This is a genomic window from Amycolatopsis sacchari, from assembly GCF_900114035.1.
In the GTDB taxonomy this organism is placed as follows: Bacteria; Actinomycetota; Actinomycetes; order Mycobacteriales; family Pseudonocardiaceae; genus Amycolatopsis_E; species Amycolatopsis_E sacchari.
Window position 1 is genome coordinate 124,482 of record NZ_FORP01000007.1, and the last position, 24,341, is coordinate 148,822.

At 72.7% G+C, this 24,341-nt stretch carries 21 protein-coding genes; 11 read left to right on the forward strand and 10 right to left on the reverse strand.

The window, feature by feature from the left end:
- Positions 1 to 3: 3 nt before the first annotated feature.
- A complete protein-coding gene (locus BMZ92_RS14380) occupies positions 4 to 1,488 on the forward strand; it encodes a carboxylesterase/lipase family protein (protein ID WP_218153459.1) in 1,485 nt (494 codons plus the stop codon).
- A gap of 3 nt (positions 1,489 to 1,491) precedes the next feature.
- Here the strand turns inward: BMZ92_RS14380 and argG are convergent, their stop codons facing one another.
- From argG to BMZ92_RS14395, 3 genes are read right to left on the reverse strand one after another with little or no spacing between them, the layout of a single operon-like run.
- Positions 1,492 to 2,940, reverse strand: coding sequence for an argininosuccinate synthase (argG, locus tag BMZ92_RS14385; protein ID WP_091507330.1), 1,449 nt, complete (start codon positions 2,938 to 2,940; stop codon positions 1,492 to 1,494).
- A gap of 48 nt (positions 2,941 to 2,988) precedes the next feature.
- Positions 2,989 to 4,626, reverse strand: coding sequence for an ABC-F family ATP-binding cassette domain-containing protein (locus BMZ92_RS14390; RefSeq protein WP_091507332.1), 1,638 nt, complete (start codon positions 4,624 to 4,626; stop codon positions 2,989 to 2,991).
- Positions 4,627 to 4,672: 46 nt separating this feature from the next.
- A complete protein-coding gene (locus BMZ92_RS14395; protein ID WP_177228694.1) occupies positions 4,673 to 5,263 on the reverse strand; it encodes a TetR/AcrR family transcriptional regulator in 591 nt (196 codons plus the stop codon).
- Positions 5,264 to 5,339: 76 nt separating this feature from the next.
- On the opposite strand from BMZ92_RS14395, the gene BMZ92_RS14400 reads away from it, so the two are divergent.
- The 7 genes from BMZ92_RS14400 to BMZ92_RS14430 all read left to right on the forward strand — a co-directional run bounded on the left by BMZ92_RS14400 (position 5,340) and on the right by BMZ92_RS14430 (position 15,735).
- Complete coding sequence (locus BMZ92_RS14400; protein ID WP_218153460.1) at positions 5,340 to 6,080, forward strand: SDR family oxidoreductase; 741 nt, start codon at positions 5,340 to 5,342, stop codon at positions 6,078 to 6,080.
- Entirely contained in the window at positions 6,080 to 7,273 is a 1,194-nt protein-coding gene (locus BMZ92_RS14405; protein ID WP_091507337.1) for a Cmx/CmrA family chloramphenicol efflux MFS transporter, read from the forward strand. The genes BMZ92_RS14400 and BMZ92_RS14405 overlap by 1 nt, the downstream gene beginning before the upstream one ends.
- A 40-nt stretch (positions 7,274 to 7,313) precedes the next feature.
- Positions 7,314 to 8,255: an ABC transporter permease gene (locus tag BMZ92_RS14410; RefSeq protein ID WP_091507339.1), complete on the forward strand. Its 942-nt coding sequence runs from the start codon at positions 7,314 to 7,316 to the stop codon at positions 8,253 to 8,255.
- Positions 8,252 to 9,250, forward strand: a complete 999-nt coding sequence (locus BMZ92_RS14415; protein WP_245783055.1) for an ABC transporter permease — start codon at positions 8,252 to 8,254, stop codon at positions 9,248 to 9,250. The genes BMZ92_RS14410 and BMZ92_RS14415 overlap by 4 nt, the downstream gene beginning before the upstream one ends.
- Before the next feature lie 89 nt (positions 9,251 to 9,339).
- Positions 9,340 to 11,028 (forward strand): ABC transporter substrate-binding protein, encoded by a 1,689-nt coding sequence (locus BMZ92_RS14420; protein ID WP_091507342.1) that lies wholly within the window; start codon positions 9,340 to 9,342, stop codon positions 11,026 to 11,028.
- Positions 11,029 to 12,630, forward strand: a complete 1,602-nt coding sequence (locus tag BMZ92_RS14425; RefSeq protein WP_091507345.1) for a dipeptide ABC transporter ATP-binding protein — start codon at positions 11,029 to 11,031, stop codon at positions 12,628 to 12,630.
- Between the two features lie 765 nt (positions 12,631 to 13,395).
- Positions 13,396 to 15,735: a GH92 family glycosyl hydrolase gene (locus BMZ92_RS14430; protein ID WP_091507346.1), complete on the forward strand. Its 2,340-nt coding sequence runs from the start codon at positions 13,396 to 13,398 to the stop codon at positions 15,733 to 15,735.
- 44 nt (positions 15,736 to 15,779) lie between these two features.
- On the opposite strand, the gene BMZ92_RS14435 is transcribed toward BMZ92_RS14430, so the two are convergent.
- Positions 15,780 to 16,607 carry a MerR family transcriptional regulator gene (locus BMZ92_RS14435; RefSeq protein WP_091507349.1) on the reverse strand — a complete coding sequence of 276 codons (828 nt, stop codon included), beginning with the start codon at positions 16,605 to 16,607 and terminating at the stop codon, positions 15,780 to 15,782.
- An 80-nt stretch (positions 16,608 to 16,687) separates the two neighbouring features.
- Here BMZ92_RS14435 and BMZ92_RS14440 point away from each other — a divergent pair, with 80 nt between their 5' ends.
- Both BMZ92_RS14440 and BMZ92_RS14445 read left to right on the forward strand, forming a co-directional pair.
- Entirely contained in the window at positions 16,688 to 17,470 is a 783-nt protein-coding gene (locus tag BMZ92_RS14440; protein ID WP_091507354.1) for an SDR family oxidoreductase, read from the forward strand.
- Positions 17,471 to 17,483: 13 nt separating this feature from the next.
- On the forward strand, positions 17,484 to 17,810 hold the full coding sequence (locus BMZ92_RS14445) for a nuclear transport factor 2 family protein (RefSeq protein WP_091507357.1): 327 nt from the start codon (positions 17,484 to 17,486) through the stop codon (positions 17,808 to 17,810).
- A 2-nt stretch (positions 17,811 to 17,812) separates the two neighbouring features.
- On the opposite strand, the gene BMZ92_RS14450 is transcribed toward BMZ92_RS14445, so the two are convergent.
- The 6 genes from BMZ92_RS14450 to BMZ92_RS14480 all read right to left on the reverse strand — a co-directional run bounded on the left by BMZ92_RS14450 (position 17,813) and on the right by BMZ92_RS14480 (position 23,825).
- Entirely contained in the window at positions 17,813 to 18,871 is a 1,059-nt protein-coding gene (locus BMZ92_RS14450) for an NAD(P)/FAD-dependent oxidoreductase (protein WP_177228695.1), read from the reverse strand.
- An 83-nt stretch (positions 18,872 to 18,954) separates the two neighbouring features.
- Complete coding sequence (locus BMZ92_RS14455) at positions 18,955 to 19,680, reverse strand: dienelactone hydrolase family protein (RefSeq protein ID WP_091507361.1); 726 nt, start codon at positions 19,678 to 19,680, stop codon at positions 18,955 to 18,957.
- A gap of 174 nt (positions 19,681 to 19,854) precedes the next feature.
- Entirely contained in the window at positions 19,855 to 20,637 is a 783-nt protein-coding gene (locus tag BMZ92_RS14465; RefSeq protein WP_245783056.1) for an ArsR/SmtB family transcription factor, read from the reverse strand.
- Positions 20,638 to 20,684: 47 nt separating this feature from the next.
- On the reverse strand, positions 20,685 to 21,848 hold the full coding sequence (locus tag BMZ92_RS14470; RefSeq protein ID WP_091507363.1) for an aminotransferase: 1,164 nt from the start codon (positions 21,846 to 21,848) through the stop codon (positions 20,685 to 20,687).
- 32 nt (positions 21,849 to 21,880) lie between these two features.
- Positions 21,881 to 22,441 (reverse strand): isochorismatase family protein, encoded by a 561-nt coding sequence (locus BMZ92_RS14475; protein WP_091507365.1) that lies wholly within the window; start codon positions 22,439 to 22,441, stop codon positions 21,881 to 21,883.
- Between the two features lie 49 nt (positions 22,442 to 22,490).
- On the reverse strand, positions 22,491 to 23,825 hold the full coding sequence (locus BMZ92_RS14480; RefSeq protein WP_091507368.1) for an MFS transporter: 1,335 nt from the start codon (positions 23,823 to 23,825) through the stop codon (positions 22,491 to 22,493).
- 71 nt (positions 23,826 to 23,896) lie between these two features.
- Here BMZ92_RS14480 and BMZ92_RS14485 point away from each other — a divergent pair, with 71 nt between their 5' ends.
- The gene (locus BMZ92_RS14485) at positions 23,897 to 24,337 is read left to right on the forward strand and encodes a MarR family winged helix-turn-helix transcriptional regulator (RefSeq protein WP_091507371.1); all 441 of its coding nucleotides are present in this window, start codon (positions 23,897 to 23,899) and stop codon (positions 24,335 to 24,337) included.
- The last annotated feature ends 4 nt before the right edge of the window (positions 24,338 to 24,341 follow it).

The window sequence follows — 24,341 nt, forward strand, 5'->3', positions numbered from 1 at the left end:
GTGGTGAAGCTCTTTTCCCTGCTGGTCACGCTTCTCCTGCTCGCCGCCGGCACGGCCACGGCCGCCACCGGGGCACCGCACGCGCACACCCGGGCCGGGGTGGTGCGCGGCAGTTCGGCGGACGGGGTGGACAGCTTCCTCGGCATCCCTTACGCCGCACCGCCGACGGGTGACCTGCGGTGGCGTCCCCCGGCCCCGCCCGTCCCGTGGACCGGGGTGCGGGACGCGACGGCGTACGGCAACCGGTGCCCGGCCGTGGCGAGCACGAACGGGCCGCGGTCGGAGACCGAGGACTGCCTGTACCTCAACGTGCAGCGGCCCTCGGGCGCGAAGAAACTCCCGGTGTTCGTGTGGATCCACGGCGGCGGACTGCGGAACGGCAGTTCGAACCAGCACGACGGCAGCCTGCTGGCACGCCGTGACGTCGTCGTCGTGACGATCAACTACCGGCTCGGCGTGTTCGGCTTCCTCGCGCACCCCGGGCTCACCGCGGAGGCCGGGCGGTCGGGCAACTACGGTTTCCTCGACCAGCAGGCCGCACTGCGCTGGGTCAGGGACAACATCGCGGCGTTCGGCGGGGATCCGCACCAGGTGACGTTGGGCGGCGAGTCCGCGGGCGGCTTCTCGACGTGCGCGCACCTGGCTTCCCCCGCCTCGCGCGGACTCTTCCAGCAGGCGATCATCCAAAGTGGAGCATGCCCGAGCACCCCGCTCGGCACCGCCGAGCAGAGTGGCACCGCCGTCGCACAGTCCTTGGGCTGCCAGGACATCGCGTGCCTGCGGGCGCTTCCGGCGGCCCGGCTCGTCGACGTCGACGCGGCACCCACGCTCGTCAGCGGCGTACCGGAGCTACCGCGGCCGCCGGACAGCGTCGTGCGCGCCGGCGAGTTCACCCGCGTCCCGCTGCTGATCGGCGCGAACCGGGACGAAGGGCGCACGTTCGCGCTGGGCTTCGTCGGCGCGACCCGCGAGCAGTACGAGTCGTGGGTGCTCACGAACTACAGCGCGGCGGCCCTCGCCCGCTACCCGTGGCCGGAGCGGTCCGACCGGTTCACGGCGGCGTACCTGATCGGCGCGATCATGACCGACTCCGGGACGGTGGGCGGTATCGGCGGATGCGCGACGCGTTCGCTGGTCCGGTCCTTCACGCACTACACGCCCACGTACGCCTACCAGCTCGACCACCGCACGGGCCCGGGCCTGAGCCCCGAACCCGCTGGGTACGTGTGGGGCGCCGGGCACGCGGCGGAGCTGGCGTACCTGTGGCCGAGCTTCGACAACGGCACCCCGATCGCGCCGACGTTCGACGCGGCGGAACGGCAGCTGTCGCGGGACATGGTGCGGTACTGGACGTCGTTCATCCGCACCGGCGACCCCGGCTGGGCCACCTATCCCGGCTCGACGTTCTCGCTGCGGGCGGGTGGCACGTCCGTGCCGATCCCCGACCGGCAGTTCTCCGCCGAGCACCAGTGCGGGTTCTGGGGCTGACGCTCAGTCGGTCCCGGCCTCCATCGCCGCGTTGTCGAGCAGGCCCTCCTCCTCGGAGACGGTGCCGCGCGAGGCGATCGTCTCCGCGCCACCCGCGGGCATCGCGCCGATGAGCCCGGTGGAGGCGGCCTGCGCGGCGCCCACGAGCGTCGGGTTCGAGCTGCCGACGAGACCGAGCGCGACGTACTGCTCCAGGCGCGCCCGCGAGTCGGCGATGTCGAGGTTGCGCATGGTCAGCTGCCCGATGCGGTCGGTCGGCCCGAACGCCGAGTCCTCGGTGCGCTCCATCGACAGCTTGTCCGGGTGGTAGCTGAACGACGGGCCGGTCGTGTCGAGGATCGAGTAGTCCTCGCCGCGCCGCAGCCGCAGGGTCACCTCGCCGGTGACGGCCGCGCCGACCCACCGCTGCAGGGACTCGCGCAGCATGAGCGACTGCGGGTCGAGCCACCGGCCCTCGTACATCAGGCGGCCGAGGCGTCGGCCCTCGACGTGGTAGGCGGCGAGGGTGTCCTCGTTGTGGATCGCGTTGACCAGCCGCTCGTAGGCCGCGTGCAGCAGGGCCATGCCGGGCGCCTCGTAGATGCCGCGGCTCTTGGCCTCGATGATGCGGTTCTCGATTTGGTCGGACATGCCCATGCCGTGGCGGCCGCCGATCGCGTTGGCCTCCAGCACGAGGTCGACGGCGGTCGGGAACTCCTTGCCGTTGATCCGCACCGGGCGGCCCTGCTCGAAGGCGATCGTCACGTCCTCGACCGGGATCTCCACGGCCGGGTCCCAGAACCGCACGCCCATGATCGGCTCGACCAGCTCGATGCCGTTGCCGAGGTGCTCCAGCGCCTTCGCCTCGTGGGTGGCGCCCCAGATGTTGGCGTCGGTGGAGTAGGCCTTCTCGGTGCTCGCGCGGTAGGGCAGGTCACGCGCCTGCAGCCACTCCGACATCTCGGTGCGGCCGCCCAGCTCGGTGACGAAGTCGGCGTCCAGCCACGGCTTGTAGATCCGCAGCGAGGGGTTGGCGAGCAGGCCGTAGCGGTAGAACCGCTCGATGTCGTTGCCCTTGAAGGTGGAGCCGTCGCCCCAGATCTGCACGTCGTCCTCGAGCATCGCGCGCACGAGCAGCGTGCCCGTGACGGCGCGGCCGAGCGGCGTGGTGTTGAAGTAGGTGCGGCCGCCCGAGCGGATGTGGAACGCGCCGCAGGCGAGCGCGGCGAGCCCCTCCTCCACCAGCGCCTCGCGGCAGTCGACGAGGCGGGCGATCTCCGCGCCGTAGGTGCCGGCGCGGCCGGGCACCGAGTCGATGTCGGGCTCGTCGTACTGCCCGATGTCGGCGGTGTAGGCGCACGGCACGGCGCCCTTCTCGCGCATCCACGCGACCGCTACCGACGTGTCGAGACCACCGGAGAAGGCGATCCCGACTCGTTCACCGACAGGCAGGGAAGTGAGCACCTTGGACACGAGTGGAACTATATGCAACGCGATGCATGGCCATTCATCCGGGGTGCCTTAGCCCTCCTCGACCCGCCCTCCGGACACCGCCAGCCGGCGGTTCACGTGCACCGCGTCCAGCATGCGGCGGTCGTGCGTCACCAGCAGCAGGGTGCCGGGGTAGGTGTCCAAAGCGGACTCCAGCTGCTCGATCGCGGGCAGGTCGAGGTGGTTGGTCGGCTCGTCGAGCACCAGCAGGTTCACGCCGCGCGCCTGCAGCAGCGCCAGCGCCGCCCTGGTCCGCTCCCCCGGTGACAGCGTCGCGGCCGGGCGCAGCACGTGGGCCGCGGTCAGCCCGAACTTCGCCAGCAGCGTGCGGACGTCGGCGTCGGCGAACTCCGGCACCTCCCTGGCGAAGGCCTCCGCGAGCGCCACGTCGCCGAGGAAGCGCCGCCGCGCCTGGTCGACCTCGCCGACGACGACACCCGGGCCCAGCGTGGCGCTGCCCCCGGCGAGTTCGGCCCGGCCCAGCAGTGCCGCGAGCAGCGTGGACTTCCCGGCCCCGTTCGCGCCGGTGATCGCGACCCGGTCCGCCCAGTCGATCTGCAGGTCCACCGGCCCGAGCGTGAAGGCGCCCCGGCGCACGACCGCGCCGCGGAGGGTGGCCACGACCGCACCCGCGCGCGGGGCGGCGGCGATCTCCATCCGCAGCTCCCACTCCTTGCGGGGTTCCTCCACGACCTCCAGGCGCTCGATCATCCGGTCCGTCTGCCGCGCCTTGGCCGCCTGCTTCTCGGTGGCCTCCGAGCGGAACTTGCGGCCGGCCTTGTCGTTGTCGGGAGCCTTGCGCCGGGCGTTGCGCACGCCCTTCTCCATCCACGCGCGCTGGGTCCGGGCGCGCGCCTCCAGCCCGGCCTTCGTCGCCGCGTACTGCTCGTACTCCTCGCGCGCGTGCCGCCGGGCGACCGCGCGCTCCTCCAGGTAGGACTCGTAGCCGCCGCCGTAGGTGGTGACCTGCCGCTGCGCGAGGTCCAGCTCCACCACGCGGTCCACCGTGCGGGCCAGGAACTCGCGGTCGTGGCTCACCAGCACCGTCGCGGCGCGCAGTCCCGTGACGAAGCGCTCCAGCCGCTCGAGCCCGTCCAGGTCGAGGTCGTTGGTCGGCTCGTCGAGGAGGAACACGTCGTAGCGGCTGAGCAGCAGCGAGGCCAGCCCGGCGCGCGCGGCCTGGCCGCCGGACAGCGAGGTCATGGGCTGGTCGAGGTCGACCGCGAGCCCCACCTCCGCCGCGACCTCGCCGGTCCGCTCGTCCAGGTCGGCGCCGCCCAGCGCGAGCCAGCGCTCCAGGGCGGCCGCGTAGGTGTCGTCGGCGCCCGGCGCGCCCTCGGTGAGCGCCCCGGTGGCGGCGTCGAGTTCGGCCTGCGCGGCCGCGACCCCCGTGCGGCGGGCCAGGAACGCGCGCACCGACTCGCCCTCGCGCCGCTCCGGTTCCTGTGGCAGGTGGCCGACGGTCGCGGTCGGTGGGCTCAGCCGGATCTCCCCCGCCTCGGGCGGCGTCAGCCCGGCGAGCAGGCGCAGCAGCGTGGACTTCCCGGCGCCGTTCACCCCGACGAGCCCGACGACCTCCCCCGGCGCGACGACCAGGTCCAGCCCGGAGAACAGGGTGCGTTCACCGTGCCCGGCGGCAAGCCCCTTCACGACGATCGTTGCGCTCATCAGCAGGTGAGTCTAGGGACCGTTGCGGGAGCGATCCGCGGCCGCCTCAGCCCCAGGCCCGCTCCGCGATCCGCGCCACGGCCTCCAGCTCGGCCCGCGACGCACCATCGCGGGCCGCCTGCGCCAGGCCCGTCAGCACGGACATCGTGTATCGGGCCAGCGCGCGGGCGTCGGTGTCCTCCGGCAGCCTGCCTGCCGCCACGTCGGCACGGACCTTGGCGGCGAAGGCGGTGACCTTGCTCTCCCGCAGCCGCCGCAGGCACCCGATCACGTCCGCGTCCGTCGTACCTCCGTCGCCGCTGATGACGAGGCAGCCCTTGGGCAGGCCGCGGCGGGTGTAACGCCCGGGCGCCTCCGCGAACACGCGTGCGGCCGCGCGCTCCGCCGTCGGCTCCTCCGCCAGCGCCGCCTCGATGAAGCCGCCGTACTGCGCGTCGTACACCCGCAGCGCCTCGGCGAACAGCCGCTGCTTGTCCCCGAACGCGGAGTACAGGCTGGGCGCCCCGATGCCCAGCTCCTCCGTCAGGTCCCGGACCGACGTCGCCTCGTACCCGCGCCGCCAGAACAGCCGGATCGCCTTGTCCAGCGCCGCTTCCCGGTCGAAGGAACGCGGCCGGCCGCGGGTTTTCGTCACCATGGCCGCCATTTTATAGCGATCGTTAGCGAACCTGGTACGGTCATTTGTGTAACGACTGCTAGGGAAAGGAGCGACCGTGGGCAGGACCGCACTGGTGACCGGGGCGGGGCGCGGTATCGGCAGGGCGATCGCGCTGCGGCTGGCGCGCGACGGCGTCCGCGTCGGCGTGCACTACGGCAGCAGTGCCGACGCCGCGAAGCAGACCGTCGAGGAGATCACCGCGGCGGGCGGCGAGGCCTTCGCGATCCAGGCGCGGCTCGGCGCCCCCGGCGACGCCGACGCGCTGTGGACCGCGTTCGACGAGCACGCCGACGGCCTCGACATCCTCGTCAACAACGCGGGCGTCCTCGGCGGCCGGATCCCGTTCGCCGACGTGACCGAGGCGACCTACGACGAGGTCTTCGCCGTCAACACCAAAGCACCGTTCTTCGTGACGCAGCAAGGCCTTTCGCGGCTGCGGGACGGCGGCCGGATCGTCAACGTCTCCACCCGGATCACCCACGGGGCGCACACACCCGAGCTGATGGCCTACGCCATGTCGAAGGCCGCCATCGACACCTTCACCGCGACGCTGGCGAAGGAGCTGGGACCGCGCGGGATCACGGTCAACGCCGTCGGGCCCGGCGCGACGGACACCGACATGAACACCACCCGGCTCGCGACCGAGGAGGGCCGCGCCGCGATCGCCGCCCAGTCCCCGCTGCGGCGCGTGGCACAGCCGGCCGACATCGCGGACGTCGTCGCGTTCCTGGCGAGCGACGACGCCCGCTGGGTGACCGGGCAGTGGCTCGACGCGAGCGGGGGGTCGATGCTCTGATGCCCGTCGCGGTTCTCGTGCTCGGGTTCGCGATCTTCGCCCAGGGCACCAGCGAACTGGTGCTCGCCGGGCTGTTGCCCGAGCTCGCCGCCGACCTCGGGGTGAGCATCCCGCAGGCGGGCCTGCTCGTCTCCGGGTTCGCGCTCGGCATGCTGGCCGAGGCACCCGTGCTGGCCGTCCTCACCCTGCGCTGGCCACGGCGGCGCGCCCTGCTCGCGTTCCTGGCCGTCTTCGTGCTCGTCCACGTCGCCGGGGCGCTGACCACGAGCTACGCGGTCCTGTTCGCCACCCGGTTCGCCGGCGCCTTCGTCTACGCCGGGTTCTGGGCGGTCGGCGGCAGCACCGCGATGGCGCTGGTCCCGGCCGACCGCCGTGCGCGGGCCATGAGCGTCGTCGCGGGCGGGCTCACCGTCGCGACCGTCCTCGGCCTGCCCGCCGGGACGTGGATCGGGCAGCACGCCACGTGGCGCGGCGCGTTCTGGGCCGTCGCCGCACTCAGCGCGCTCGCCGCCATCGGTGTGCTGCTCGCTGTGCCGGACCACCGGCCGGCACACCCGCCGCGCGTGCGGGACGAGCTGCGCGGGCTGCGCACGGGCAGGCTGTGGCTGTCCTACGCGATGACCGCCGTCTCCACTGCCGCGTTGCTGGGCACCTTCACCTACCTCGGCGCGATGCTCGTGACGACCACCGGCCTGGCCGAGCGCTGGGTACCGGCCGTGCTGCTGACCTACGGCGTGGGCGCGCTCGCCGGGATCACGTTCGGCGGGCGGCTGGCGGACCGGCACCCCCGCGGCGTGCTGGTAGCGGGCTTCACCGGCCTGCTCGCCGTCTCGGCCGCGCTCGCGCTGACGGCGGCGCACGCGGTCGCGGTCGTGGTCCTGGTGTTCCTGCTGGGGCTGGCCGGGTTCGCCACGAACCCCGCGCTCAACTCGCGGGTGTCGGTGCTCGCACCCGGCGCCCCGACGCTCGCCGTCGCCGGGAACATCTCCGCCTTCAACACCGGGATCAGCGTGGGCCCCTGGCTCGGCGGCCTCGCGCTCGGCGCGGGCCTCGGCTACCCGTCGGTGGCCTGGCTCGGCACCCTTCTGGCGGCGGTGGCACTGGTCCTGGTGGGCGTTGACGCGACCCGGCAGCGTGTCCACAATGTGGGAAGCGAGTTCCCTCACATGGCGGAATCTCGCCGGGTTTCTTAAGGTCCGGTGGTCCAGTCCAGACAGACCCGCAGAGGAACAGTTGTCCGACATGCTGTCGCCGGGCGGCGCGCCCGTGCCCGCCGCCGCTCCGGCGTCACGCGGCCTGTGGCGCTCCCTGCGGCGTGACCGGTGGGCGCAGGCCAGTGCCGTCGTCATCGTGCTGGTGATCGTGACCGCGCTCGCCGCGCCGCTGCTCGCCATGATCGAGGGGCAGGACCCGTACACCTACCACACGGACCTGCTCGACCCCGCCGACGGCACGGGCGCCGGCGCGCTCGGCGGCATCAGCGGCGCCCACTGGTTCGGCGTCGAGCCGCTGACCGGGCGGGACCTGTTCTCGATCGTCGCCTACGGGGCACGCACGTCGTTCCTCATCGGACTCGCGGCGACGGTGGTGTCGGTGGTCATCGGGGTGCTGCTGGGCGCGAGCGCCGGGTACACCGGCGGCTGGTGGGACACCGCGGTCAGCCGCGTGACCGACGTGCTGCTCGGGTTCCCGCAGCTCATCTTCATGATCGCGGTCGGTGCCGTCGCCCCGGCCTCGATCCCCCGGCCGCTGCTGCTGATCGCGGTGATCGGCCTGTTCGGCTGGCCGCGCGTGGCCCGTGTCGTGCGCGCCCAGACGCTCAGCCTGCGCAACCGCGACTTCGTGCGTGCCGCGCGGGCGCTCGGCGCGGGCGGGGTGCACGTGTTCCGCCGCGAGCTGCTGCCGAACCTCTGGGCGCCGATCATCGTGCTGACCACGGTCACCATCCCGGCCAACATCGGCCTGGAGGCGGCGCTGTCGTTCCTCGGGGTCGGGATCCCGCCGCCCACGCCGAGCTGGGGCCGTTCCATCAGCGACGCGATCAACTGGGTGCAGACCGATCCGATGTTCCTGATCTTCCCCGGCGCCGCGTTGTTCCTCGCGACGCTGGCGTTCAACATGCTCGGCGACGGGCTGCGGGACGCGCTCGACCCGAAGACGGCGGTGCGCCGGTGACCCGCACGCTGCGTTTCGTCGGTGCCCGGCTGGGCGGCATGGTCGTCGTCCTGCTCGTGGTCAGCTTCGGCATGTTCGCGGTGTTCTACCTGCTGCCCACCGACCCCGCGATCATGTCGTGCGGCAAGCCGTGCACGCCGGAGAACCTCGCGCTGGCACGGCAGTTCATGGGCTTCGACAAGCCGTGGATCCAGCAGTACCTCGACTTCCTCGGCGGGATCTTCACCGGCCGCACGTTCGGCACCGGCGCGACGGCGATCGTGTGCGCCGCACCGTGTTTCGGCTACTCCTTCCAGCAGAGCGAACCGGTGCTGACGCTCATCGGCGACCGGCTGCCGGTCACCGTGTCGCTCGCCGTGGGCGCCGCGGTGCTCTGGCTCGCCGCCGGGGTCGCGACGGGTGTGCTGTCGGCGCTGCGGCGGGGCAGGGCGACCGACCGCATCGCGATGACGGTGACGCTGGCCGGGGTGTCGGCTCCGGCGTACCTGGTGGGGCTGCTGGGGATCCTGCTGTTCGGGTTCACGCTCGACGTGGTGCCGGTCAACGGGTACGTGCCGCTCGCGGAGAGCCCGGTCGACTGGGCGTGGCACCTCGTGCTGCCGTGGCTGGTGCTGGCGTTCATCAACGCGGCCGTGTACGCGCGGCTCTCGCGCGGCCAGATGCTGGAGGTCCTCGGTGAGGACTTCATCCGCACGGCGCGGGCGGTCGGCCTGCCCGAGCGGACGGTCGTCGGGAAGTACGCGCTGCGCAACGTGCTGCTGCCCGTGGTCACGGTGTTCGCCATCGACCTCGGCTCCCTGCTCGGCGGCGCGGTGATCACCGAGCGGGTGTTCGCGCTGCCCGGCCTCGGCGGGCTGCTGGTGGACGCGGTGCACCAGGTGGACCTGCCGCTGCTGATGGGCGTGTCCGTGTTCGCCGCCTTCTTCGTCGTACTGGCGAACTTCGTCGTCGACGTCCTCTACGGAGTCCTCGACCCGCGCGCGCGGGTCAGGTGAGGAGGAGGGAAATGGTTGCTTGGGTGGCGGAGCCGGCTGACGGCCCGCAGCAAGCGGCTCCGCCGCTTCGAAACCAGGAAGGAAACTTGATGGATCGCAGGGATTTCCTCAGGGCAGTGGGACTGGCCGCGGGGGTGTCGGGCGCCGGCGCGCTGCTGGCCGCCTGCAACGCCAACGAGCGCTCCGGTGGCGGCGCGCTCACCGTCTCCCCCGGTGGCACGCTCCGCATCCTCTACGACGGCACCTCCCAGCGCCTCGACCCGGCCAGGAGCCAGAGCCTCGCGATCACCTTCTCCGGGCTCATCCACCGCCGCCTGACCGCGTGGAAGACCTCCGCCGACGGCCCCACGACCGTGGTGCCCGACCTCGCGACCGACACCGGCCGCGCGAGCGCCGACGGGAAGACGTGGACGTTCACGCTCAAGGACGGCCTCAAGATGTCCGACGGCACGCCCATCACGAGCGCGGAGATCAAGTACGGCATCGAGCGCTCGTTCGACCCGGCGTTCGCCGGCGGGCTGGGCTACCACAAGACCCTGCTGGAGGGCGGCACGTCGTACTCGGGGCCGTTCAAGAGCGGTGACCTGGCCTCGATCGAGACGCCCGACGCGAAGACGATCGTGTTCCACCTCGCACGGCCCTACGGCGACTGGCCGTGGATCGTGAGCATGCCCGCGTTCGCCCCGGTGCCCAAGGGCAAGGGCACCGACGCGACGTACGACTCCAGCCCGGTCGCGTCCGGCCCCTACCAGGTCGCCTCCTACACCAAGGGCGTGGAGATCCGGCTGACCCGCAACCCCAACTGGGACCCCAAGACCGACGTCGCCCGCACCGGCCTGCCCGACGAGGTCGTGATGCAGCTGGGCCAGGACACCGGCGTGATGTCCCAGCGGCTGCTCGCCAGCGGCGGGGACGACGCCCACGCGTTCGGCGCGGCGTTCGTCAACCCCGCGCAGCTCGCGCAGATCCGCACCAACCCGGCGGCGAAGGACCAGCTCGTCACCTCGAAGTCCGGGGCGCTGGCCTACCTGGCGCTCAACACCCGCCGCGGCCCGCTCGCGAACCCCAAGGTGCGCCAGGCCTTCCAGTACGCGGTGGACAAGACCGCGTACCAGATCGCCACCGCGGGCACCGCCGACCTCGCCGGCCCGGTCGCCACCACGCTGATCACCGAGGGCATCGTCGGCCGCGAGGTGTTCGACCTCTACCCCGCCCCGCCGACCGGTGACGTGGCCAAGGCCAAGCAGCTGCTCGCCGAAGCCGGGTACCCGGACGGCATCCAGAACCTGGACTTCCCGGTGTCCACCGCGAACAACTACGCCGACAAGGCGCAGGCGATCCAGGCCGCGCTGCGGCGGGCGGGCATCGAGACCAAGCTCCGCCCGCTGGACGACGACGCCTGGCAGGCCGTCGCCACCGGCAACGACGACAACGCCTACGACCTCACCCTCACTTCCTGGCAGCCGGACTTCCCCAGCGCCAACGCCAACATCCAGCCGCTGTTCGGCACGTCGGAGATCGGCAACAACGGGTACAACATCTCGCGCTACTCCGTGCCCGAGGTGGACGCGCTGATCGCGCAGGCGCAGGGCACCGTCGACCCGGCGGCGGCCGGGAAGCTGTGGGCGCAGGCGGACCGGCGGATCCTGCAGGACTCCCCCATCGTGCCGCTGATCTACACGCGCAACTCGTTCCTGCACGGCTCGAAGGTGGGCGACTTCGCCATCGGCGAGTTCCCCGCCTACCCCAACTACCTGCAGATGGGGCTGGCGAAGTAAGTGGCCGACGCGCTGCTCGCACTCCGGGACGTCTCGATCCGCTTCGGGGACACCGAAGCGGTCCGGGACGTCGCGTTCGACGTGTTCCCCGGCGAGGTCGTCGCCCTCGTCGGGGAGTCCGGTTCCGGCAAGTCGGTCACCGCGCTGTCCCTGCTCGGGCTGCTGCCGGACACCGCGACGGTGACGGGTTCGGCGACGCTGTCCGGCCGCGATCTGTACACAGTGGACGGTGATGCGCTGCGTGCGGTGCGGGGCGGCGAGATCGGCATGGTGTTCCAGGAGCCGATGAGCGCGCTCAACCCGGTGTTCCGCATCGGCACCCAGCTGGTGGACGCGGTGCGCGCGCACCGGAAGGTGTCGCGGGCGCAGGCCCGGGAGCGCGCCAGGGAACTGCTCGAACTCGTGGAGCTCGACGCCACGCGGGTGCTGCGGTCGTACCCGCACGAGCTGTCCGGCGGGCAGCTGCAGCGCGTCGTGATCGCGGCGGCGCTGGTGCACGAGCCGGCGCTGCTCATCGCCGACGAACCGACCACGGCGCTGGACGTGACGGTGCAGGCCGGGATCCTGCAGCTGCTGCGGTCGCTGCGGGACCGGCTGGGCACGGCGATCCTGCTCGTCACGCACGACATGGGCGTGGTCGCCGACCTCGCGGACCGCGTGGTGGTGCTGCGTGAGGGCCGGGTGGTCGAGCAGAACACGGCCACGGGGCTGTTCGCCGCCCCCAAGGCGGACTACACGCGGGAGCTGCTGGATTCGGTGCTGTCACTGGGTTCCGGCTCGCCGGGCAAGGCGGTGCCCGAGGCCGGGCCGCTGGTTTCGGTGCGGGACCTGGAGGTCACCTACCGCGGCGGTGTGCGTGCCGTGGACGGCGTGTCACTGACCATCGCGGCCGACGAAGTGCTGGGGCTGGTCGGCGAGTCGGGTTCGGGCAAGAGCACGATCTCGTCGGTGCTCACCGGCCTGGTGGCGCTGTCGGGCGGTGAGGTGCGGATCGCCGGGGTGGACCTGGCGCGGGCGAACGCGCGGCAGCGGCGTGAGGTGCGGCGGCAGATCGGTGTGGTGTTCCAGAACCCGGCCTCGGCGCTGAACCCGCGGGCGACGATCGGCGCGAGCATCGCGGAACCGCTGGTGGTGCACGGGGAGCGTGGCGACCACCGGGCGCGCGTGGCCGAGTTGCTGGAGGCGGTGCGGCTGGACCCGGGCTGGAGCGGGCGGTACCCGCACGAGCTGTCCGGTGGCCAGCGGCAGCGGGTCGGCATCGCGCGGGCGCTCGCGCTGCGGCCACGGCTGCTGATCGCGGACGAGCCGACGAGCGCGCTGGACGTTTCCGTGCAGGCCTCGGTGCTGGCGCTGCTGGCCGACCTGCAGCGGGAGCTGGCGTTCGCGTGCCTGTTCATCTCGCACGACCTCGCGGTCGTCGAGCGGGTGGCCGACCGGGTGGTGGTGCTGCACCAGGGGCGGGTCGTGGAGGAGGGCCCGGTGGCGGCCGTGCTGGGCGCCCCGAAGCAGCCCTACACGCGGCGGCTGGTGGCGGCCGCCCCGGTCGCGGACCCCGCGCGGCAGCGGGAACGCCGGGAGGCGTGGCGGGCGCTGACCTCCTGAGGGTGTGTGCCTTCGGGGCCGGGCGGCGTTGCGCTTACCCTGTGGGGCGGGCGGTCTCCTGAGGCAGGGGTCGCGGCCCTCGTGGCGCGGTGCTGGCCCTGGCGAAACCGCACCGTCCTCTGAACGGCGGAGCCGCGCTCTCCCACGGCGCGCCTTGTCGGCCTCCCGGGCTGGGCCGGGCTGTCCCGCGGCGCGCCTTGTCGGCCTCCCGGGCTGGGCCGGGCTGTCCCGCGGCGCGCCTTGTCGGCCTCCCGGGCTGGGCCGGGCTGTCCCGCGGCGCGAGTGTTGGCTCCCCGGGGCCGGGCGGCGAGCCCACCCGCCGCTCGAAGGCACACGCGGCCTCCTGAGACGCGCGCTCCCTGCCAACGCGCCGCCTCCCCCGTCCCGCCGCCGCCCCCAAGCCGCGCCGCCGCCCCTCTCCCACCGCCCCTCCCGCGCGCCGCCTCCCCCGCGCCGCCGCGCTGCCGCCCCTCTCCCGCCAAGCCGCCCTGCCTCCCGCCGCGCCGCTGCCCCTCCCGCGCGCACCCTCGCCCGTCCCGTCTCCCCGGCCAAGCCCTCCCCTGCGCCGCGCCGCTTCCCGCCAACTCCTCCCCGGCCAAGCCGCCCTGCGTCCCCCTCGCCCGCCCCGCCTCCCCGGCCAAGCCCTCCCCTGCCCCGCCCCTCCCACCCCCGAAACTCCCGACCTTCGGCGGGTTGACGCTCCCCTCCCCGGCCCGAAAGGATCAAAGCACGCAGATTGACAACGTTGTCACAGGAGGAAACGGAATGAGAGCGCGCAAGCGCGTCCTTGCCGCCCTGCTCGCCGGGGTCACGACCGTCGCCGTCGCGACGCCCGCCGTCGCGCAGGAGCGGGGGCCGCGGTTCGCCGGCGACCCGACCGCGCTGGTCGACACGTCGATCGGCAACAACGGCGACGGCACCACGTTTCCCGGTGCCACCACCCCCTTCGGGATGGTGCAGCTGAGCCCCGACACGCAGCTCAAGAAGTACGCGTCCTACGACTACGCGCAGGACACGATCCTCGGCTTCAGCCACACGCACCTCTCGGGCGTGGGCTGCCAGACCATGGGCACCTTCCGCTTCATGCCGACCACCGGCGCGGTCACCACGTCCGACCCGGCGCAGTACGGCGCGAAGTTCAGCCACGCCAACGAAACCCGGCAGCCCGGCTACTACGGCGTCAAGCTGGACGACGGCATCACCGCCGAGCTGACCGCCACCCAGCGCACCGGGCAGCACCGCTACACCTACCCCGCGGGCGCCGCCGAGAACGTCCTCATCGAGGTCGGCGAGGCCAACGGCTACACCTACGCCGGCGACGTGCACGTGGTCGGCGACGACACCGTCGAGGGCTGGGTCGAGGGCGGCAACTTCTGCTGGGAGACCCAGAAGGAGCGCTACAAGATCTTCTTCAGCGCGCACTTCGACCGGAAGTTCACCGGTTTCGGCACCTGGACCGACTCGACGCTGACCGCGGGCAAGCGGGACGCCTCGCTCGGCAGCCAGCGCACCGGCGCGTGGCTGAGCTTCGACCCCACCCGGAACGGGCAGGTCGGCGTCTCGGTCGGCGTGTCCTACACCTCGATCGACGGCGCCCGGCTCAACCGCACCGCGGAGCAGCCGAAGTCCTTCGACCGGGCGCGGAACGCCGCGCACGACACGTGGCTCGACGAGCTGAACCGGATGCGCGTCGCGGGGGGCACCACCGCCGACCAGCGCACCTACTACAGCGCGCTGTACCGGTCGCTGCTGCACCCGTCCGTCGGGTCCGATGTGGACGGTTCCTACCGCGGCTTCGACGACCGCGTGCACCGCAGCCGCGACACCTACTACCAGATGTTCTCGCTGTGGGACACCTACCGCTCGCAGAACCAGCTCGTCGCGCTCCTGCACCCGGACAAGGCCGCGGACATGACGAAGTCGGTGCTCAAGATCTACTCCGACGGCGGCTGGCTGCCGCGCTGGGCGCTGGCCAACGGCGAGACGAACGTGATGAGCGGCGACCCGGTCACCCCGTGGGTCGTCGACAACTACCGCCGCGGCCTGCTCGACGACCGCACCGCGCGGCAGCTGTTCGACGCGCTGTGGCGCAACGCCACCGAGGTGCCCGCCGACCAGTCGATCTTCCGCGGCCGCGACGGCAATCCCAGCTACGTCCAGAACGGCTGGATCGGCTACCAGGACGTCCTCGGCTACACCTTCGGCGACACCCGCCAGGCCGGGTCCGCGACGCTGGAGTACGCGCTCGGCGACTGCGCGCTGGCCACGATGGCGCAGGGCCTCGGGTACGCGGACAAGGCGAAAACCCTGCGCGGCCGCTGTGACGACTTCGCCAACCTGTGGGACCGGAGCGTGACCTCACACGGCTTCACCGGGTTCCCGCGCGCCCGCGCCGCCGACGGCACCTTCGTCGGTGACGCCGACCCGGCGCAGTCCGTCGGTTTCCACGAGGGCACGCCGTGGCAGTACCAGTGGCTGGCCCAGCAGGACCCGGCGACGTTGTTCGGCCTGATGGGCGGCGCGGGCCAGGCGGAGCAGCGGCTCGACACCTTCTTCGACATGCCACTGCTGCTGACCGACCCGGCGAAGGCCGCGAGCGAGTCGTGGGTGCACGGCGCGTACGACTACCACAACAACTTCGCCTTCAACCCCAACAACGAACCCGACCTGCACGCGCCGTGGATGTACGCGTGGACGGGCGCGCCGTGGAAGACGTCGGCCGTGCTGCGCGCGGCGCGGACGCTGTTCACCGACACCCCCTACGGCATGCCCGGCAACGACGACCTCGGCACCATCTCGTCGTGGCTCGTGTTCGGCATGACGGGGATCTTCGAGGCGCAGCCCGGTTCCGGTACCTACCTGCTGAGCACCCCGATGTTCGAGAAGGTCGAGATCCGGCCCGCCGGCGGCCGGCGGATCGAGATCGAGGCGCCCGGCGCCAGCGCGTCGAAGTTCCAGTACACAAAGGACGTCCAAATCGGACACCACGACTACGACCGGTCGTGGATCTCGCACGCGGATCTCCTGCGGGCGGGCGAGATCCGGTTCGAGCTGAGCGGCACGCCCACGAACTGGGGCACCCGCTCGACACCGCCCGGCGTCTGAGGCGTCAGCGTGGTCCCGGCCGGAACGACCCGGCCGGGACCACGTCATCCGCCGGAACGCGCGCCGGGCGACAGCCGGAAGACCGGCCAGCCGATCTCCGTGCGCCACGAGTCCGGGTCCGGGTCGTCGCGCGGGCCGCACAGGTAGGTCTCGTGCACCGGACCGTCCACGGCGAGCGCGTGCTCCACCACCCACTCGCCGAGCCTGCCGTACGTCACGTCGATGTCGTCGTGAGGCCCGCGGTGCACCGTCACCGCCAGCTCCACCGCGGGCAGGACGTGCCGTGCCACGCGCCCGGTTTCAGGGGCGTCGGGGACGGGGCGGTAGACCAGCACGCGCCCGCGTCCGGCGGTGAACAGCTCGTTGTCGTACAGGCCACCCGGCGGTCCGGCGGGCTCGTGCCCCCGCACGGCCGCGTCCAGTTCCGCCATCGCGCCGTCGTACCAGGTCAGCACGTCCTCCTCGGCGACCGTGCCGCTCACCGCCGTGACGGTCCGGGCGGGCACCGACCGCAGCTCCACCTCCAGCCGCTCGACGTCGGGGCGCAGCAGCTGCCGCAACGACGTGACCGCGGCCCGCGTGCGGTCCAGCCGCTCCTCCAGCCGCCGCAGGTGGGCGGCGGTCAGCTCCGCGCGGGCCTCCGGGTCCCCGGTGGCGAGGATCTGCTTCACGTCGGCCAGCGGCATGTCCAGTTCCCGCAGCCGGTGGATCACCTGGGCCTGCGGGATCTGCGCCCCGGTGTAGTACCGGTAGCCGCTCGCCGGGTCGACCGACGCGGGCTCGAGCAGGCCCGCCTCGTGGTAGCGGCGCAGCGTGCGCACGCTCAGGTGGGTCAGCTGGGCGAACTCCCCGATCGTCAGTCCCTGGCGCATACCGTCCACTGTGCACCCTCACCCCGCGGGAGACTCCAGCCGTTTGCCCCTCTCCCCGGGAGAGGCCACACGCTGGCGGCATGACACACCAGAAGACCGGCCGCCTCGACGGCAGGCGGGCCGTGGTCACCGGCGCCGGACGGGGCACCGGCGCCGCGATCACCGCCCGGCTGCGTGCGGCCGGCGCGACCGTACTGGGGGTCGCCCGCACCCGCCCGCCGGACGCGGGCCTGTTCCTCCCGGCCGACCTCACCACTGACGAAGGCGTCGCCGCCGTCGCCGACGGCGTGCGCGAGCACCTCGGGGCGGCCGACATCCTCGTGCACACCCTCGGCGGTTCGAGCTCCCCGGCCGGCGGGTTCGCCGCGCTGACCGGCCGGCACTGGGGCGACGAACTGCGGCTCAACCTGCTCGCGGCGGTCCGCCTCGACCGCGCCCTGCTGCCGGGGATGCTGGAGACCGGATCCGGTGCCGTCGTGCACGTGTCGTCGATCCAGCGCCGCATGCCGCTCTACGACGGGACGCTCGGCTACGCGGCCGCGAAGGCCGCGCTGACCGCCTACAGCAAGGGGCTGGCCAACGAAGTGGGACCGCGCGGGGTGCGGGTCAACGTCGTCTCCCCCGGCTTCATCCGCACGTCGGCCGCCGACGCCCTGATCGAGCGCATGGCCGCCACCCACGGCGTCACCCCCGGGCAGGCGCTGGACCGGCTCATGGACTTCCTCGGCGGGATCCCGCTCGGCCGCCCCGCCGAGCCCGCCGAGGTCGCCGAACTCGTCGCGTTCCTCGTGTCGGACCGCGCCTCCGCCATCACCGGCGCCGAACACACCATCGACGGCGGCACCGTGCCGACCGTCGGCTGAAAGGAGAAGGACCTTGTCCCTGCCCGAAACGATCACCGCGTACCTGGCCGCGCACGAGGCCCACGACACCGACGCCGAGCTGCGCCTGCTCGCCCCCGACGCGACGGTCACCGACGAGGGTCACACCTACCGGGGCCACGCCGAGATCGCGGCCTGGCTCCGGCGCTCGGCGAGCGAGTACACCTACACCTCGACGCTCACGGGCACCGAACGCGTGGACGACGACCACTACGTGGCGACCCACCACCTGGAGGGCGACTTCCCCGGCGGCGTCGTCGACCTGCACTTCCGGTTCACCCTCCACAACGGACTGATCGAGCGGCTGGTGATCGAACCCTGACGTCACGGGGCCGCCGGGTGCGGCTCGCCGGTGGTGACCAGTGCCGCCAGCACCCGGCCCACCACCGGCAGGACCGGCAGCCCGCGCCCGGCGAGGCCGCACGCGACCACCACCGGGCCCCGCCGGTCCAGCACCGCGTCCGAGACGAACTCGCACCGCGGGGCGGACAGCGTCACCGAAGCGGGGTCCGCCCCCGGCAGCCACTCCTCGACGTAGCGGGCGAGCGCCCGCGTCCGGGGTGCGTCGGCGCGGCAGTCCACCTCGGCCGCCGCGGCCTCGGCGAAGTCGACCTCGGTGCCCGCCCCGCGGACGCCGCTCGCGTAGCCGTGCGCCGCCAGCGCGGGCGGGTCGAGGTAGTGCTGGAACACGGGCCATTCCAGGTCCGGCCGCACCGGCGCGAACCGCACCGAGCGCGTCCACATCGGACGCAGCGGCGGCAGACCGGGGACGAGCGCGGCGGAGCGCACCCCGGCCGCGACGACCACCCGGCGCGCCCGGTAACACCCTTGACCCGTCCTGACCTCCACCAGATCGGACTGCCGGGGGCGCACCTCGGTCACCGGTTCCCCGTAGCGGATGATGCATCCGCTCTGTGCTGCCGCGCCACGCAAGGCCCGCAGCGCGGCCGACGCGTCGAGCCGGCCCGCGAGCGGGTGGAAGAAGATCCGGTCCTCGCACCGGAGCCCGGGCCAGCGCTCGACCGCCTCCTCCGGCGGTACCCACCGGCCCGGTTTCCCGACCGCGTCGGCCGTCCACGCCAGCACGTCCAGCTCCGCCGACCGCCCGTGGGCGACCGCGCCGGTCAGTGTGAGCACCGGGACGCCGGTCTCCTGCTCGGCCTCCCGCCACAACGGCAACGACCGCAGCGCGGCCCGGTTGCCCGCGAGTTCCCCGTCCGCGACGCGGAAGGCGAGCGTCCCGGACGCACCGCACCCGGGACGACCCGCCTCCAGCACGACCACCCGCGCCCCGCCGGCGGCGAGCTGCCACGCCGCGGCGGAACCGGTGCCCCCGGCTCCCACCACGATCACGTCGGCATCCCGCCCGGCCACCGCCAGCACGACCTTCCCTCTGCTGTGGATTGTCCGCACAGCATGGGGCAGCCGGGCCCGGTGTGCCCAGCCCGGTCCACATCGTGAGCGCGCTACTCCAGGTGCCGCGCGAAGAACCGGTTCACGTCGTCGCCCTCGAACCCCGGCACGCCGGTGTGCCCGCCCATGTTGGCGTGCAACGTCTTTTCCTTCGAGCCGAAGGCGTCGAACAGGTCCAGCGCCAGTTGCCGGTCGTTGTTTTCGTCGTCCCACTGCAGCAGGACGAGCAGCGGGATGGTGACCCGCCGGGCCTCCTCGAACATGCGGCGCGGCACGTAGCTCCCGGCGAACAGGACGGCGGCCGCGACGCGCGGCTCGACCACCGCCAGCCGGAGACCGATGCCGATCACCCCGCCGGAATACCCGACCGGGCCGCGGATCCCGGGCAGCGCGAGGAGGGCGTCCAGCGCCTCCTGCCATTCCGGGACCGCCGCTTCGACCAGCGGGAGGACGAGCCGCTCGACGATCCCGTCGTCGACCGGTTTCCCGGCCCGCACCGCCCGTTGGAGGTCGGCGCGGGCCTGCTCGGCGGCGTCGGAACGGGGCCGCTCCCCGCTGCCGGGGAGTTCGAGGGTGGCCGTGGCGTAGCCCTGCGCCGCGGAATGCCGGGCCCTGGCCGACAGCCGGGGGTACATCCTGGCCAGTCCGCCGGGGTGGCCGAGCAGGATCAGCGGGGCTGGCGAGGAATCCGGCGTCCAGAGGATGCCGGGGATCTCGCCGAGGGTGAATTCGCGTTCGAGGACGCCGTCTTCGAGGCGGCGTTCGGAGGTGAAGTGCATGGTCGTGCCTTTCGGGAGTGCTCGGAAACGGCGCTCCCGGACGACCTACCGCCCGACCGTGACCCCTGAGGGGAGCACCCATGTCGCAGTGTTCACGGGTACCACCTCCTCGGTCTCTCGCACGGCCTCCGGCAAGGTAGCAGCGGCGGGTCCGCTCCGCCAACGGGTTTTCCGCTACGCGTGGGCGGGGCTCATCTCCCACGGCGCCTGGGGCAGCACGTCGCCGGTTTCGAGCAGCGACTTGAGGTTCGCCAGCACGGCGGGCCAGCCGCTGGAGATCCCCTTCAGCATGTCGTGGTCGGGCAGCTTCTCGTGGGTCACGGTGAGGCGCACGATCTCCGCGTGCGGCTCGACGAGGAACGTCACGACCGACGGTTCCCGCGAGCTGTCCGGCGAGTCCTCGAACGTGATCACCAGGCGCGTCGGCGGTTCGGCTTCGAGCACCTTGCCGACGACGTCGACGGCACCCGAGCCGTCCGCCCGCCGGTGCTCCCAGTCCGAACCCGGCTGCCAGTCGGAGACGTTGTGGTGCCCCCAGTAGCGCGCGGTGAGCTCGGCGTCCGTCAGCGCCTGCCACACCTGCTCGGCACTGGCGTGGATGTAGGTGACGTAGACGTAGTCCGGGACGGTCATGGCGTACTCCTCTGCTCGGGTCTTGATGGCGTGCAGCGCCCGCAGCCGGGGCTGGTCGAACTCGGAGATCCAGCGCCGCTCGATCTCGGCGAGGGGTGCCGGGTTGAGGTAGTGCAGCCGTTCCCGCCCGCGCCGCACGACGGTCACGAGGTTCGCCCGCACCAGGACGTCGAGGTGCTGGGTCACCGACTGCCGTGCCATGTCCAGGTGCTCGCACACCTGGCGCAGCGTCTGCCCGTTCCGCTCGCGCAGCCGGTCGAGCAGCAGCCGACGGGTGGGGTCGGCCAGTGCCTTGAAGACGGCGTCCAGCTCTTCGGCACTCACCCGGCCATTATGCAGGTATTTGCCTGCCTATTGTCAAGGACGGGCGGTCAGCGCTCCTTGCCCGCCAGCGCGAGCCGCGCCGCGAGCTCGGCAACGCCCTCGGGGCCCAGGTTGCTGTAGCTGACCCGCACCGTGCCCGGGTCGCCGGGCCAGAACGCCGTGCCGGGGATGACGAGCGTGTCGTACTCCGCGATGAGCTGCCGCACGACTTCGCCGGTGGGGCGGTCGCGGAACGGGTGCCGCACCCAGCCGAAGAACGCCCCGGCCGACAGCAGCGTGAACCCGCCCGGGCGGTCCGCCATCACCGCGGCGAACGCGTGCCGCCGCCGGGCGATCTCCGCCACGCGCTCGCGCCGCCACGCCCCGGCGGAGGTGAGCCCGGTCAGCACGGCCTCCTGCCCGGCACGGGGCGCGCAGATCGCGGCGCAGTCGAGCAGTTTCAGCACCTCGCGGTTGAGCGCCGGAGACCCCACGATGGCCCCGACGCGGTAGCCGGGGATCGCGAGGTCCTTGGAGAAGCTGTGCAGGCTGACAACGGTGTCCTCCCAGCCGGGCTCGGTGAACAACGCGTGCGCGGGCCCGTCGTCCTCCCGGAAGGACCGGTAGGTCTCGTCGACGATCAGGGCAATGCCGTGCCGGCGCGCCAGCGCGGCGAAGGCGGCCAGTTCGGCGCCGCCGATCGTGGCACCGCTGGGATTTCCCGGCGTGACAAGCACTATGGCCCGCGTACGGGAGCTCAGCAGTGCCTCCGCCGCCTCGGCGCGGGGCAGCAGGTCCGGCCCCGGCTCCAGGTACACCGGCACGATCTCGTTGAGGCGCAACCACATGTCGTGGTTGAAGTAGAACGGCAGCACCAGCACGACCTCGTCGCCGGGCCCGGCGAGCGCGGAGATCGTCATGGCGAACGCCTGGTTGCACCCGGACGTGATGACGACGTTCGCGGCGTCGACCTCGGCCCCGTAGTCACGGGAAAGCTCGGCGGCGAAGGTCTCCCGCAGCAGCGGCAGCCCCGGCACCGGCGTGTACGCGGCGCCGTGCGGGTCGGCCGCGACCCGTGCCAGGCGCTCGGCGACCTCGGGCGCGGGCGGGTACGGCGGTGCCGCCTGCGCCAGGTCGAGCAGGTCACGCGCGCCCCCGCGCTGCGCCAGCAGCGAGTAGGCCTCGCCCATCGGCGAATCGACTTGCTGCCGCGTCACCTCTCGCAACCGCATGTGTGCTGTTCCTTCCCTCCGTGCCGGAGAGTTCAGGAAAGCACACCGAAGTCGACGTCGGCGCTGTCCACGGTGCCGGCGGTCCGGCCCGGCGCGCGGTGGTAGCGCCAGTACAGGTTCGTGTGCGCGATGACCTGCTCCGGCGGCGGCGCACCCCAAGCCGAATGGTCCTCGGTGGTGTGCGCGTCCGCGACCAGGAGCGCGTCGTACCCCTTCACGATGGCGGTGTGCAGCGTCGCGCGGATGCACTCGTCGGTCTGCGCCCCGGCGAGGACGAGCCGCCCCGCCGCGAGACCGGCGAGCTCGTCCTCGAGGGTGGTGCCCTCGAACGCGTCGGCGTAGTTCTTGCCGAGGCACGGCTCGCCGTCCCGCGGCGACAGCTCCGGCACGATCTCCCAGTCGTCGCTGCCGTACACCACGTTCTCGTCCGAGTGCTGCACCCACACGACGGGCACGCCCTCGCGCCGCGCCTTCTCGACCAGCCCGCCGATGGTCGCGACGACCTCGTCCCGGCGGTGGCAGCCGCCCACGACGCCGTTCTGCACGTCGACCACGAGCAGGGCGGTGTTCGGCCGGTTTTCCAGTGTTGTCATGGTCCCCCCAGCGCCTCCGGCGAAGACCGCAGCTTATCGCCGGGGACGCTCAATCGGCCACCGGCGCCGCCTTCGCCTCCACCACCGCCGCGTCCTCCGCACGCGCCCGCCGCGTCAGCGGAGCGGTGTGCGCGAGGAACGCCGCGACGCCCGAGACCACGGTCAGCCCGGCGAGATAGACCCCGATCAGGAACGAACTGCCGCTCCCGGCGAGGATCCCGGTCGCGATGATCGGCGCGAAGGACCCGCCGACGATGCCGCCGATCTGGTAGCCCAGCGACGATCCGGTGTACCGCACGTTCGTGGGGAACAGGTCGCTCATCACCGCGGGCAGCGGCGCGTACTGGGCCACGTTGGAGGCCGCGCCGAACGTGCAAGCCAGCAGCGCGAGCACCCACACCCGCGTGTCCAGCAGCGGGAACAGCAGCAGCGACGCCGCGACCTGCAGCACCGTGCCGATCACCATCGTGCGCCGCCTGCCGAAGCGGTCGGCGACCGAACCCGCCCACGCCATCGCGAAGATCTGCACCAGGCTCGCGAGGATGCCCATCAGCAGCACGTCGTTCCGGGTGAAACCGTCCGCCTTGGGCGCGTAGGACAGCGTGAACGTCAGCACGGTGTAGCCGATCGCCGAGGACGCCGCCGTCGCCAGGACGGCCGTCACGACACCGGCCGGGTACCGGCGCAGCACGTCCAGCAGCGGCACGCGCGCCGGACCGGTCCGCACCGCCCTGGTGAACAGCGGGCTCTCGGTCAGCCGCCGCCGGACCACCAGCCCGTACACGACGAGCACGATGCTGGACACGAACCCGATCCGCCAGCCCCAGTCGGTGAACGCCGGGCCGGTCAGCCAGGACAGCACGAGCATCATCAGGTTCGACAGGATCGCGCCCGCCGGCACGCCCAGCTGGGTGGACGAGCCGTAGAGCGCCCGCCGCTTCGGTGGCGCGTGCTCGACCGCCATCAACGCGGCGCCACCCCATTCCGCGCCGACGGCGAGGCCCTGCGCCAGCCGCAGCAGCACGAGCAGCACCGGGGCGGCGACGCCGATCTGCGCGTAGTTGGGCAGCAGGCCGACGAGCACCGTCGAGCCGCCCATGACCAGCAGGGACAGGATGAGGATCCGCTTGCGGCCGAGGCGGTCGCCGAAGTGCCCGGCGATCACGCCGCCGAGCGGCCGGGTGAGGAAGCCGATCGCGAACGTGGCGAACGAGCCCAGCTGGCTGACGACGGGGTTGCCGACCGGGAAGAACTGGGGGCCGAAGACCAGCGCGGCCGCCGCTCCGTAGAGGAAGAAGTCGTACCACTCGATGGTGGTGCCGAGGAAACTCGCTGTGGCGACCTTGCGCGCCTCGCGCGTGCCGCCGGAGTGCAGGTGCGTCATTGGGGGCCTGCTTCCGATGTCAGGTTTCCTGATGTGATCCAGGTAACAGGATCCCTGATACCGTGTCAAGCATGAGCCGTTCCGAGCTGCCGCCGCGCACCGCCTACCTCGTCAAACAGCTGGAGCTGGCGATGCGGTCCCGGCTGGACGCGGCGGTGCGTCCCCACGGGCTCACGACGATCCAGTACACGGCGCTCGCGGAGCTGCGGCGGCACCCGGGGCTGTCGTCGGCGCAGCTGGCGCGGCGGGCGTTCGTGAGCGCGCAGACCATGCAGGAACTCGTCGCGCGGCTGGAGCACCAGGGCCTCGTGCGGCGGCGGCCCGCGGAGCACAACAAACGCGTCCTGCGCACCAGCCTCACCGCCGAGGGGGAACGGATCCTCGCCGAGTCCGACTCCGCCATCGACGAGATCGAGCGCGACATGCTCGCCGATCTCGAACCGGCGCAGGTCACCGAATTCCGCGCCACACTGCGGTTGTGCACGCAGCGCCTGCTCAAGGACGAGCGGTGAGCGT